This is a genomic window from Caballeronia grimmiae, assembly GCF_022879615.1.
Classification (GTDB): domain Bacteria; phylum Pseudomonadota; class Gammaproteobacteria; order Burkholderiales; family Burkholderiaceae; genus Caballeronia; species Caballeronia grimmiae.
This window is the reverse complement of sequence record NZ_CP084273.1, coordinates 495,526-508,062: the sequence shown is the minus strand read 5'-3', so window position 1 is coordinate 508,062 and position 12,537 is coordinate 495,526. Positions and strand designations below refer to the sequence as shown.

Annotated in this window: 11 protein-coding genes; 6 read left to right on the top strand and 5 right to left on the bottom strand. The window is 65.2% G+C overall.

Annotation, left to right across the window (positions count from 1 at the left end):
• Window positions 1–50: 50 nt before the first annotated feature.
• Complete coding sequence (locus tag LDZ21_RS21575) at window positions 51–1,004, top strand: LysR substrate-binding domain-containing protein (protein ID WP_244795952.1); 954 nt, start codon at window positions 51–53, stop codon at window positions 1,002–1,004.
• On the opposite strand, the gene ampC is transcribed toward LDZ21_RS21575, so the two are convergent.
• Window positions 1,001–2,176 (bottom strand): class C beta-lactamase, encoded by a 1,176-nt coding sequence (gene ampC / locus LDZ21_RS21570; protein ID WP_244795951.1) that lies wholly within the window; start codon window positions 2,174–2,176, stop codon window positions 1,001–1,003. The two genes, LDZ21_RS21575 and ampC, sit on opposite strands and share 4 nt — an antisense overlap.
• Before the next feature lie 94 nt (window positions 2,177–2,270).
• Complete coding sequence (locus LDZ21_RS21565) at window positions 2,271–3,026, bottom strand: YoaK family protein (RefSeq protein ID WP_244795950.1); 756 nt, start codon at window positions 3,024–3,026, stop codon at window positions 2,271–2,273.
• 146 nt (window positions 3,027–3,172) lie between these two features.
• Between LDZ21_RS21565 and LDZ21_RS21560 the strand changes: the two genes are divergently transcribed.
• Genes LDZ21_RS21560 through LDZ21_RS21540 form a run of 5 tightly spaced genes read left to right on the top strand, consistent with a single transcriptional unit; the run spans window position 3,173 to window position 8,447 of the window.
• Window positions 3,173–3,640 (top strand): MarR family winged helix-turn-helix transcriptional regulator, encoded by a 468-nt coding sequence (locus LDZ21_RS21560; protein ID WP_244795949.1) that lies wholly within the window; start codon window positions 3,173–3,175, stop codon window positions 3,638–3,640.
• Complete coding sequence (locus LDZ21_RS21555; protein ID WP_244795948.1) at window positions 3,637–5,754, top strand: FUSC family protein; 2,118 nt, start codon at window positions 3,637–3,639, stop codon at window positions 5,752–5,754. The genes LDZ21_RS21560 and LDZ21_RS21555 overlap by 4 nt, the downstream gene beginning before the upstream one ends.
• A 37-nt stretch (window positions 5,755–5,791) precedes the next feature.
• Window positions 5,792–6,001 carry a DUF1656 domain-containing protein gene (locus LDZ21_RS21550; protein ID WP_244795947.1) on the top strand — a complete coding sequence of 70 codons (210 nt, stop codon included), beginning with the start codon at window positions 5,792–5,794 and terminating at the stop codon, window positions 5,999–6,001.
• The gene (locus tag LDZ21_RS21545) at window positions 5,998–6,981 is read left to right on the top strand and encodes an efflux RND transporter periplasmic adaptor subunit (RefSeq protein WP_244795946.1); all 984 of its coding nucleotides are present in this window, start codon (window positions 5,998–6,000) and stop codon (window positions 6,979–6,981) included. Before LDZ21_RS21550 ends, LDZ21_RS21545 begins: the two co-directional genes overlap by 4 nt.
• Before the next feature lie 14 nt (window positions 6,982–6,995).
• Window positions 6,996–8,447 carry an efflux transporter outer membrane subunit gene (locus LDZ21_RS21540; protein WP_244795945.1) on the top strand — a complete coding sequence of 484 codons (1,452 nt, stop codon included), beginning with the start codon at window positions 6,996–6,998 and terminating at the stop codon, window positions 8,445–8,447.
• Between the two features lie 5 nt (window positions 8,448–8,452).
• Here LDZ21_RS21540 and LDZ21_RS21535 read toward each other — a convergent pair whose 3' ends face one another.
• The 3 genes from LDZ21_RS21535 to garD form a co-directional block, all read right to left on the bottom strand.
• Window positions 8,453–9,310 carry an NmrA family NAD(P)-binding protein gene (locus LDZ21_RS21535; protein WP_244795944.1) on the bottom strand — a complete coding sequence of 286 codons (858 nt, stop codon included), beginning with the start codon at window positions 9,308–9,310 and terminating at the stop codon, window positions 8,453–8,455.
• A 92-nt stretch (window positions 9,311–9,402) separates the two neighbouring features.
• Window positions 9,403–10,641, bottom strand: a complete 1,239-nt coding sequence (locus LDZ21_RS21530) for a Zn-dependent hydrolase (RefSeq protein WP_244795943.1) — start codon at window positions 10,639–10,641, stop codon at window positions 9,403–9,405.
• A 131-nt stretch (window positions 10,642–10,772) separates the two neighbouring features.
• A complete protein-coding gene (gene garD / locus LDZ21_RS21525; protein WP_035960132.1) occupies window positions 10,773–12,362 on the bottom strand; it encodes a galactarate dehydratase in 1,590 nt (529 codons plus the stop codon).
• Between the last annotated feature and the right edge of the window lie 175 nt (window positions 12,363–12,537).

Genomic DNA, 12,537 nt, shown 5'->3' with positions numbered 1-12,537 from the left:
TCGACCTTCCCCATATTCAAATCAGCATTCGTGCAAACCCTTAGATGTTGATGCTGAATTCAACTCCCTGGTATATCCGCAACCGGCTGAAGACGCGACAGTTGATGCTCGTCGTCGCGCTGGCGGAAGAAGGCAACATTCATCGCGCGGCCACTGCGCTGCATATGACGCAGCCTGCCGCGTCGAAGCTCCTGCGCGAACTGGAAGAGACGCTCGGCGTCACGCTCTTCGAGCGCGGGCCGCGCGGCATGCGTCCTACACTGTATGGCGATGCAATGGTCCGCCACGCGCGTGCCGTGCTCGGCAGCCTCGATCAGGCGCAGGAAGAGTTGGTCGCGTTGAAGTCAGGGCGGCTCGGGCATGTGGCGGTGGGCGCGATCACGTCGCCGGGCGTGCGGCTTCTGCCCGCGGCAGTCGCGGCTGTGAAACGCGCGCATGCGGACATCCGCGTGTCCGTCGAGATCGATGCGAGCAACGTGCTGCTCGAACGGCTTGCGCAAGAGAAACTCGACGTGGTCATCGGCAGGCTTTCGGCGGAGCATGACAAGCTGAGACTGCGTTACGAGCCGTTGAGCGGCGAGCCGGTGCGCGCCGTCGTGCGCTCGGGGCATCCGTTGTTGGAAAGCCCGGCGCTTACGCTCGCCGATGTGCAGCCGTGCGCGTGGCTCGTGCCGCCGGCGGGCAGCGTGTTGCGGCATCGCTTCGAGTTGATGTTTCAGCGTGCGAGTCTTGCGCCGCCATCGAACGTGGTCGAGACGGCGGCCATTCTGTTCATCACGCGCTTGCTGGAGCAAAGCGACATGATCGCGGTGCTCGCCGAGGATGTCGCGCTCTACTACGCGCGTCATGGCGTCACGGAGATGCTTCCGCTGCCGATGGATTGTCAGATGGACGACTTCGGCATCGTCACGCGGGCGGACGGCTTGCTCTCGCCCGCCGCGAACGTAATGATCGACGCCCTGCGCACGACCGCGCTCGACGTCTATCGCGACGAAGAGCGCTAGCGGCCCGCTTTTGCATCGAGCAGGGCTGTCACGATCGCATACGCCGCCGCGACGCGTTCCGTGTTCGGGATGTTCCGGTTCGCCAGCATGACGATGCCAACATGCTGGCCCGGCACGAAGGCGACATACGCGCCGAAGCCGTTCGTCGATCCCGTCTTGTTGATCCACACATCGCCGCGCGGCGCTTGCGGCGGTTGCATGCGTTCGACCCGTTGCGCTTCGAGCGCCATCGCGGGCGAGTTGCCGTCGAGCAAAGCCTGCAATCGCGCGGGATACGGATACTGCTCCCAGATGAGATCCTGCGTCATGGGCCCGGCGACGAAGTAGCCGGTGTGCGTCGCGATGATCGCGCGCTGCCAGGTCGTGTCGATGTTCGCTGCATCGTTCATGTTCGCCTGAACGAAGCGCACCATGTCCGTGACCGTCGCCTTCACGCCGTACGCTTCCGATGACAGCACGCCCGGCCTGACGCGAACCGGCGCGCCGTCCTTCGCATAACCCTGCGCGTAGTCCTTCATGCGAGCGGCGGGCACCTGAATATAGGTACTCGTCAGGCTCAGCGCGGGAAAGAGGCGCTGCTGCATGAGCGCATCGAAGTCTTGCCGCATCGTCTTTGCGGTGATTAAGCCGAGCATGCCGATGCCCGGATTCGCATACGTGCGATACGTGCCCGCCGGGTAACGCGGCTTCCACGCCTTGAAATACTGCATCAGTTGCGCGTTGTCGTGCACGTCGTCGGGCACTTGCAGGGGCAGGCCGCCGGGCGTGTGCGTCGCGAGATCGAGCAGCGTGACTGTGTCGCCGAATGGCGTGCCACGCAACTCGGGAACGTGCTTGCTCACCGGATCGCCAAAGGAAAGCTCGCCTTGCAACTGCGCGCAGGACGCAAGCGTCGCGGTGAAGGTCTTGCTGACGGAGCCGAGTTCGAAGAGCGTATCGCCCGTGACGGGCTTGCCCGTTTGCTTCGACGCCACGCCGTAAGTGAACACGTGCGTCTCACCGTTCGCGATGACGCCGACCGCCATGCCCGCGATGTCGTCGCGAGTCATGAGCGGCGTGATCTCCGTGTCGACGATATGGCGGATGGGGTCGGGAGTCGTCTGGCTGAATACCGAGAGCGAGCACGCGGAGAGAACGGCCGCTGCGAACAAACGCAGCATGGTGGGCTTCATTGGCTGAATCCTTCGCTTGTAGTGAATGATCGACGCGAAGGATTCTATTCGACGATGCGAGGCCGGACGCCGACCGACCGACGCGTGCGCGGCTTTACCTGCGCCGCCGCACCGCCGACAAGTCATCTACCACCGGCACCGATGAGAACAGCAGCAGGAGCACGGCGAGCGGCACCGTCGCCATGAAGCCGAGATGCGCGAAGCCGAGCGCGCCCACGAAACCGCCCGCCACGAACATGCCGAGCAGCGAACCGAGCAGCGTGAGGCGCGCATGATTCGCGCGCACATACCGCGCGTCGCCGCGCGATACGCCTCGGTTCCAGTAAAGAATCTTGCCCAGTTCGATGCCGATATCCGTGACCAGCCCCGTCACGTGCGTGGTCCGGATCTCCGCCTTCGATATCTTCGTGATCATCGCGTTCTGCAAGCCCATCACGAAGCAAAGAAGCGCGACCGTCGCCGGCACGTCCCACACGCGATGCGTCTCCAGGTTCGCGCCGAGCACGCCGAACGCGAGCAGCAGGCAGGCTTCGAGCAATAGCGGTGTCGCGAACACGCTCTGCGCGGCGCGCTGCCGTCCCCAGTTGATGAGCAGCGCCGACGTCGCCGCGCCCGCCAGAAACGCGAGCACCGCGCCGATCGCGGAGAACGCGAACGCCATCTGGCCGAGCACGAGGTGATCCGCCACCGACGACACCAGCCCCGACATATGCGACGTGTATTGCCCCACGGCCAGAAAGCCGCCCGCATTGGCCGCGCCCGCAACGAACGCGAGCGCGCAGCCCAGCCGGCGATTGGCGGAGTCGGTGCGGCTCGGCGAGGTCAGGTCCCTGAGGTAACTGATCGGCATGGCTGGCCCGGCGGATGGTCGAATCGGCAAGATAGCACGACATATTTCCCGAGCGCCGCGCGTCGCCGAACGCAGGGCGAACATACTCGGGAAACCCCGAATAGTTAGCACGCTAACGAATGAAACAGCCGCTATAATCCCGGCCCATGACTTCCATCGATCTCCTGCGCCGTTCGGTCAGCAGTACGCTCGTACTGGCAGCGCGCCGCTGGCGGCGCACGAGCCACGGCGTGCTCGCTTCATACGGCGTATCGGAGGCGTGCGCGGTGCCCTTGCTCGCCGCGCACCGGCTCGGGCAAGCGGTGCGGCAGGTCGCGCTGGCCGAGCATATCGGGATCGAAGGACCATCGCTCGTCCGTCTGCTGGATCAACTGTGCGCCGCCGGCCTCGTGCGGCGCGACGAAGATCCCGAGGACAAGCGCGCCAAGACCATCTCGCTCACCGATGAAGGCCGCGCCGTCACCGCGCGCATGGAAGAGCGGCTCGTCTCGTTGCGCGAACGGCTTCTGAAGGACGTCAGCCGCGAAGACCTCGAAACGACGCTGCGCGTGCTCAGCGTGTTCAATGCATCGGTCGATGCAGCCAGCGGCAGGCGCGATACCCCCGCACCATGAATTTTCCGTCCGCACGCGAATGGCTGTTTTCCACGCGGACCTTCGCAGCCGCGATGATTGCGCTTTACATCGCGCTTTCACTCGAATTGCCGCGTCCTTACTGGGCGATGGCCACCTGCTATATCGTCTCGAACCCGTTCGTCGGCGCGACGCGCTCGAAGGCGCTGTATCGCGCGCTCGGCACGGTGATCGGCGCGGCGGGCGCGGTGGTGATCGTGCCGCCCTTCGTCGAATCGCCGATCTTCTTTAGCGTGCTGGTCGCGTTATGGACGGGCACGCTGCTGCTGCTCTCGATGTTCGACCGCACCGCGCGCAGCTATGTCTTCCTGCTCGCGGGCTATACGCTGCCGCTGATCGCGCTGCCCGCCGTCACGAATCCGACTGCCGTGTTCGATCTCGCGATCTCGCGCACCGAAGAGATCACGCTCGGCATCGTCGTGGCGAGCATCGTCGGGACGGTGTTCTTTCCGAGCCGTCTTGCGCCGACGCTCATCGAGCGCACCGACGCCTGGTTCCGCGACGCCGCCTTCTATGCGAGCGAAACGCTCTCGGGCCGCCTCGCCGGCGCGCAGATTTCGGCGGCGCGCCAGAGGCTCGCGGCCACGGTCAACGGCCTCGAGGTGCTGCTGAGCCAGTTGACCTACGATCACACGCGCCCCGATATCGTGCGGCGCGCGCGGGCGTTGCAGGGGCGCATGCAGATTTTCCTGCCGCTGATTTCATCGCTTGCCGATCCGCTCATTGAACTCATCGTCAGGCGGGGCACGCATCCGGAAGGGCTTGAAGCGCTGCTCGCCGATGTCGCGAAGTGGATCTCGCTGCCCGCCCCGCAAGAACACGATCCCGCCGAAACGGACCGCGAACCCGACGCGTTTCGCGAGCGCATCGCGGCGATGCGGCCATCGGCTGAAGCCCTCGCGAGTGAAGACGGCGCGCTGTTCTCGAGCGCGCTGTGGCGGCTCGGCCAGGTCATCGACGTATGGCGCGACATCCGCACGCTGCGCGCCGCGATCCTGCACGACGAACATCGCTGGCGTCCGCGCTTCCGTCACTGGCGGCTCGGCGGCACGGCGCGTTTCTTCGACCTCGGCATGATGCTGTTTTCGACGGCGGTCGCGGTCGGCGCGATCATCGTCGCGTGCGTGCTGTGGATCCAGTCCGGCTGGGCCGATGGCGCGAGCGGCGTGGCCCTGGCCGCAGTGGCGTGCTGCTTCTTCGCCGCGCTCGACGAACCCGCGCCGCAAGTGTTCACGTTCTTTCTCGCGACCTGCATCAGCGTGGCGCTGGCCGGGCTGTACGTGTTCGCGGTGCTGCCTCACGTGCATGACTTTCCGATGCTCGTCGTGATCTTCTCGGTGCCGTTCCTCATCATCGGCACGCTGATTCCGCGCCCGCGCTTTACGCTCATCACCATGCTCGTCGCGGTGAACACGGCGACGTTCCTCAGCATCCAGAGCGCCTACGAAGCCGATATCTTCGTCTTTCTGAACAGCAATCTAGCGGGCCTTGCGGGCCTGCTCTTCGCGTTCGTCTGGACGCGCGTCACGCGGCCCTTCGGCTCCGAACTCGCGGTCGCGCGCCTCACGCGTTCGGCGTGGCGCGATATCGTCGTCAGCGCATCGACGGCGACGATTTCCGATCAGCGCGATCTTTACTCACGGATGCTCGACCGCCTGATGCAAGTGCTGCCGCGCCACGCGAGCACGGACTCGCACAAGCATCCGTCGATCGAGAGCTTTCGCGACTTCCGCGTGGCGCTGAATGCACTCGATCTGCGGCGCGCGCGCCGCAAGCTCACGGCCGACGTGCAAGCGTCCATCGACGACGTGCTCGCGGGCGTTCGCGCGTACTTTCAGGAATGCATCGACCGGCGCGACCGTCTGCCCGTGCCGCCCGCGCTCGTGCGGACCATCGATGCCGCCGTCGCGCGCGTCGCCGCCCACACCATCGAAGAGGCCGGCAAGCATGCGCAAGCCGCGCTGCCGGGTGAGCGCCTCTTGCGCGATACGCTGCACGCGCTGATCGGCGTCCGTCTGTCGCTGCATCCGCCGGCGACCGAAACGCAGGCCAATACGAACGCACGCGGCGACGCGCCAAGGGAAGAGCCCGCATGATGATCGCGCAACCACTCTCGTCATTGAACCTTCACGCATGATCGGCGAAATCGACATTCTCGGCGTGTTCGTGCCCGCCGTGCTCGTGCTGATGTTCATCGCCTATCTGCTGAATCTGGCGATCCGCACCGTGCTCGCGCGCGTGGGCTTCTATCGCTTCGTGTGGCATCGCTCCGTTTTCGATCTCGGCATCTATGTACTGGTGCTGGGGCTTGTCGTCGTCGTTTCGCACCGGCTCATCACGTGAAAAAAACCTGGTTCTCAGTCGGGCAGATCCTGCTCACGCTCATCGTCGTCGCCATTGCAGCCGTCGTGCTGTGGAAGCTGGTCGATTACTACATGTTCGCGCCGTGGACGCGCGATGGCCACGTCCGCGCGGATGTCATCCAGGTCGCGCCCGACGTGTCCGGTCTCATCACCGAAGTGAAGGTCCAGGACAACCAGCAGGTCAAACGCGGCGACGTGCTCTTCGTGATCGATCAGGCGCGCTATGCGCTCGCGCTGCGCAACGCCGAAGCGACCGCGCAGCAGCGCCGCGCGACGCTCGATCAGGCGCGCCGCGAAGATGCGCGCAACCGTTCGCTCGGCAATCTCGTCGCGCGTGAAGTGGTGGAAGAGACGCAGTCGCGCGTTCAGCAGGCCACCGCCGCGCTCGCCGATGCGCAAGTCGCAATCGACACCGCGCGTCTCAACCTGCAGCGCACGGAAGTCCTGAGTCCGGTCGATGGCTATCTGAACGATCGCGCCCCGCGCGCGGGCGAGTTCGTAGCGGCGGGACGAGCGGTGCTGTCGGTGGTCGATCTGCATTCGTTCCGCGTCGATGGCTACTTCGAAGAGACCAAGCTGCATGGCATCGACATCGGCCAGCCGGTCGACATCAAGGTGATGGGCGAGCCGAACATTCTGCGCGGTCATGTGCAGAGCATCGTCGCGGCAATTGAAGACCGCGATCGTCAGCAAAGCCCGAGTCTCTTGCCGAACGTGAACCCCGCGTTCAGCTGGGTGCGGCTCGCGCAGCGCATTCCGGTGCGCGTCACGCTCGATGAAATTCCCGCCGATTTCCGCATGATCGCGGGCCGCACCGCGACGGTGTCGGTGCGCGGCATCGGTCCGGCGGTCGGGCGTCGCGCGCCGGCGGGCAACGAGCCGGCATCCGCGACGGCGCCTGCATCGCCGCTGCCGGCGCATGTTCCCGCTGGCGCGGCTGCTTCGGGCGCATCGCAATGAAAGGCATTGCACGCATGAAGACGCCACGCCTCGGCCTCACGCTGCTTGCGTCGATGCTCGCACTCGGCGGCTGCATGACCGTAGGCCCCGACTACAAGCTGCCCGAAGGCGCGGCGGTCAACGCGCCGTATGCGAACGCGCCGATCGAAGGCGCCGCCGATGCGCCCGTCACCCGAGGCACGGCGCCTTCGAAATGGTGGCGTCTCTACGACGATCCCGCGCTCGACGAGCTTGTTAGCGAAGCGCTCGCATCGAACGCGGACCTGCGTGTGGCTGCAGCCAATCTCGCCCGCTCGCGCGCCGAAGTCGAATTCGCAAACCGGCAAGGCGGCTTTTCGAGCAAGAGCTCGGTCGCGTTCCAGCGCGCGCAGGAATCGGCGGAACAGTACTTGTTGACGGAGAAGCTGCCGGTCGTGAACGAAGGTGCGCTGGAACTGAGCGTGTCGTATGAGTTCGACCTTTTCGGCAAGCTGAAGCGCGGTATCGAAGCCGCCGTCGCCGACGATGAAGCGGTCGAAGCCGCCTCCGATCTCGCGCGCATCACGGTGGTCGCCGATGTCGTGCGCGCCTATGTCGAATCGTGCTCGGCGGCCGAAGAGCTGTCCATCGCGCAGAAGTCGCTGGAATTGCAGCGCGAGCGCGTGAGGCTGACCACGCGGCTGCGCAATGCGGGGCGCGGCAATCAGTCGGAAGTCACGCGCGGACAAACGCAGTCGGAAACGCTCGCCGCCGATATCCCGCGATACGTCGCTCGCCGACGCGTGGCGCAGTATCGTCTGGCGATGCTGCTCGCGCGTGCGCCTTCCGCGCTGCCGCCCGCCGCGCTCGCATGCAACAGACTGCCGAAGCTGCGCCAGCCGATTCCCGTCGGCGATGGCGCCGCGCTGCTCAAACGCCGCCCCGATGTGCGGCAGGCCGAGCGGCAACTGGCGGCATCGACGGCGCGCATCGGCGTGGCGACGGCGGCGCTGTATCCGTCGGTGAGCTTCGGCGCGTCGGTGGGATCGGTCGGTATCGCGCAAGACCTGCTGGGCGCGACGACGAACCGCTGGGCGTTCGGCCCGCTCATCAACTGGAACTTCCCGATCAACGGCCAGCGCGCACGCGTGCAGCAGGCCGAGGCGGCATCGGGCGGCGCGCTCGCGCATTTCGACGGCGTCGTGTTGAACGCGCTGCGCGAAACGCAAAGCAATCTCGCCACCTATGCGTCCGATACGACCCGCGCCGATAACCTTCGGACGGCGTACCGGTCGGCGGTGCAATCGGCGGACGAGACGCATCGGCTGTATTCGGCGGGGCGCGAATCGTTTATCGCCGACCTCGATGCGACGCGCACGCTGACCAACGTCGCCGCGCAAGTGGCGGCGGCGGAAGGCCAGGTCGCGGTGGATCAGGTGAACCTGTTCCTCGCACTGGGCGGCGGCTGGGAGCGTGACGAGGACGTGGCTCAAGCCGAAGGGAAGTGATCGCCTCAGGCCACGAGCTTGCGAATCACCGACTCGAGCGATTCATCGCCCTTGATGATTTCGTCGCGCGGCTTTTCGAAGTCGATCCATCCTTCGTTGAAGCCGTCGAGCATACGGATGCGCGGCATCGGATGCCGCATGCCTTGCTGCTCGAACAACGCTTGCCAGGTGTCGCGCGGCACCGGTTGTGCGCGCACCGGCTTGCCGAGCGCCGTCGCGAATGCACGGGCGATATCGTCGGGACTCACGCGCTTCGGCCCTTCCAGCTCGATGATGCGATGTCCCTGCCACGCTTCCTGTAGCAGCTTCGCGGCGGCTTTACCGATATCGCCGGTTGCAATCATCGGAATGGCGCGATCCAGCGGTTGCAGAAACGAATGGACGATGCCTTCTTCGCGCGCCGATTGCACGTCCCATGCGCTGTTTTCCATGAACCAGCCGGGGCGCAGAAACGCAACGGGGATCGGCTGACTCGCGAGCGCCTCCTGAAGCAAGGTGTGCTGCGTCAGCAGGTTTTCTTGCGCGGCCTGTGCGCCGATGGTCGACAGACACACGATCCTGCGCGGCTTGGCACGCGACACCGCCGCGACGATTGCATCGATGACTTCGCGCGCTTCCGGGAAACCCGGCGCGGGATCGAACTCGGGCGGCAACAGGATAAAGACGCCGTGTGCGCCTTCGAAGGCTTGCGCGAGGGCGTCGGCATCGGTCATCGTGGCGACGGCGACTTCGCAGCCGCGTGCGCGCCACGCATCGCCCTTTCTCGCATCGCGCACGACGGCGCGCACGCGTTGTCCCGCTTCGAGCAATGCATTGGCGAGCGCCCCGCCGACTTGTCCGGTGATTCCTGTGATGGCGTACATCGTTGATTCCTCCGTATGCAGAAGCCTCGCATCGTAGGACAACGCCATCGTTCAACCGATGCCGCACGCGTCACTTCATTGATGACACGCGGTCACGAATGACGATTCAGTTCGTGCAGGATGCTTGCGGCGGCCCGCGCCGCGACCTCGCATCCCAGCACGATATGCGCTTCATCCGTATCTTCGATGAAGTCGTGACTGACGCCGCCGATGCTCGGCACGAACAGCATGCACGCCGGCAAATGATGCGCGATGACCTGCGCATCGTGGGATGCGCCGCTCGGCATGCGCTCCCATTGACCGGGCGCGAGCGCTTCGGCTGCATCGGCGAGATGCGTCTGCAATGCGCTGTTCATCACGACGGGTTGCTCGGGCGGCTCGCTCGTCGAGATTTCCACGTGCACGCCGTTTTCTGCGTTGAACGCGTCGATCAGCGTGGCGAGCGCGCGTTCCATCGCATCGAGTCGCGCGGAATCGGCATCGCGGAATTGCAGGTACATGTCCGCCCGTCCGGGCACGACGCTGAACGAACCCGGATCGAGTTCGATGCGGCCGACGGTCCATACCGTATCCGCATCGGCAAGTTGTCTGAACGCATCGTCCATGCGCGCGATGAACGCGACGAGCGCCGCGCCCGCATCGCGGCGGATAGCCATCGGCGTCGTGCCCGCGTGATTGCGCTGGCCGGTGAAGCGCAGCGCAAGCTCGCGTATGCCGACGATCGTCGTCACCACGCCGAGCGACTTGCCGCCCGCCTCCAGCCGCCCGCCCTGTTCGATATGCGGCTCGATATACGCCTTGTGCCGCGCCTCGTCGATGCGAACGCGCGGTGCGTCTGCAATGCCGGCTTGCGCGAGCGCATCGGCGAGTAGCACGCCTTCGCGATTGCGCGCGTGGCGGATCGCATCGTCGACTTTATCGCCGACGAAGCTGCGGCTGCCGAGAAAGCCGGAGAACGTGCCTTCCTCGTCGATCCACGAAGCGACATCGACGGCGAGGTGTTTGGTCTCTTCGCATTCGGCGAGGGCGCGTGCGATTTCGATGCCGTAGATCACGCCCAATGCGCCATCGAGCCAGCCGCCTGTCGGTTGCGTGTCGGTGTGCGAGCCGATCAGCAGCGCGGGGCCGGCGTTGCGCGAGCGGCCGAACACGGTGCCGACGCCATCGATGGAGGCATCGAGGCCCGCATCGCGCATGCGGTCGACGAGCCAGCGGCGCGCGGTCATGTCCGTGGCTGATAACGACAGGCGCACGACGCCGGGGCCGGTGGCTCCGAAGGTGCGCAGGTGGTTGAGGTCGTTCAGCAGGCGGGTGGGGTTGATTTTGAGCATGGCGGTTAGTGGTGGGCTGGCAGATGAGTAGCTTACATGTGCAGCATATGGAGAGGCGTCGGTAACCGCGCAAACGCAAAAAAGCCCCGAAAAATCGGGGCTTTTCGCGGGCCAACACCACGCCTCTCGCTTCAGGTCACCGGCGCCGGGTTGAACAATACGAGCGCGTTATGCAGCTTCAGCGCCTCGGCCTTCGTCTGCTTCTTCCCGCTCGCGATATCCAGCATCAGCCGGAACAGCTCCCAGCCCACATCGCCGATCGTCGCTTCGCCGGTCGCGATGGTGCCCGCGTTCACATCCATCAGATCGTGCCAGCGGCGCGCCAGATCGGAACGGGTCGCCACCTTGATGACCGGCACTTCCGCGAGACTATACGGCGTGCCGCGCCCGGTCGTGAACACGTGAAGGTTGATGCCCGCCGCCAGTTGCAGCGTGCCGCAGATGAAATCGCTCGCGGGCGTCGCAGCGTAAATCAAGCCCTTCTGCCTGACCTTCTCGCCCGGCGACAGCACGCCCGAAATCGTCGACGATCCCGACTTCACGATCGACCCCATCGCCTTCTCGACGATGTTCGACAACCCGCCCTTCTTGTTGCCCGGCGTCGTGTTCGCGCTGCGATCCGCGCCGCCGCGCTTCAGATAATCGTCGTACCACTGCATCTCGCGGATGATCGCCGCCGCCACTTCGCCATTCGCCGCTCGCGCGGTGAGTTGCGCGACGCCATCGCGCACTTCCGTCACTTCCGAGAACATGACCGTCGCGCCCGCGCGCACCAGCAAATCGGTCGCGAAGCCGACCGCCGGGTTCGCGGTCAGACCGGAAAACGCGTCGCTGCCGCCGCACTGCACGCCGACAACCAGATCCGACGCGGGGCACGTCTCGCGGCGGCGATTGTTGAGCCGCTTCAGGTGCGTTTCCGCCATGCGCATGATGGAATCGATCATCGACTGAAAGCCGACGTGCACCTCGTCCTGCAAGACGACCGCCGCGCCGTTGTCCTCGCTCTCCATGTCGCCGATGTCCGCGATCGCGTCATCCACGGCGGCCGCGGCGATCGGGATCGTCCCCGGCGGCATCAGGCGCTCGGGCTGCAGCTTTTCGCAGCCGAGGCTCACCATCATCACTTCGCCGCCGAAGTTCGGATTCAGCGCGATGTTGCGCACCGTGCGGATCGGCACCATCGCGTCGGGCGCTTCGATAGCGACGCCGCAGCCGTATGTGTGACCGAGGCTCACGACATCGTCGACATTCGGGTAACGCGGCAACAGCTCCGCCTTGATGCGGTCGACCGCGTGCTGCACGACATCCGCGACGCATTGCACGGTCGTCGTGATCGCGAGGATATTGCGGGTGCCGACCGTGCCGTCCGCATTCCGATACCCCTCGAACGTGAAGCCTTCGAGCGGCGACGTGTCGGGCGCCTGGATGGTCGCGATCGGCAAGTCATGCAGCTCGGGCGGCGTCGGCATACGCAGCACGTGCTCGTTGATCCAGCTACCCTTCGGCAGCGGCTTGAGCGCATAGCCGATCACCACGTTGTAGCGGATGACCGCATCGCCTTCCGCGAGGTCCTTCAGCGCGACCTTGTGCCCTTGCGGCACGCGCTCGCGCAGCACGAGGCCATCGGAGAAAGTTGCGCCTTCCCCGAGACCGCCGTCGTTCACGACGATCGCCACGTTGTCTTCGGGATGCACGCGAATATAAAGCGGGGGCTGATTCATTCTGATGATCCTTGGCGCCATTGAGCCGACTTCTGGAGTTATGTCATCCTACAACATAACCATTGACCGTTCCTCGGTATTTACCCTTCATTTTACAGCGATGCCAATGTTCACGCTTGTTCGGTGTGGAGCGATGTTGTACGATGACCTATAAGCGCTGCACCTGCCGCACGCT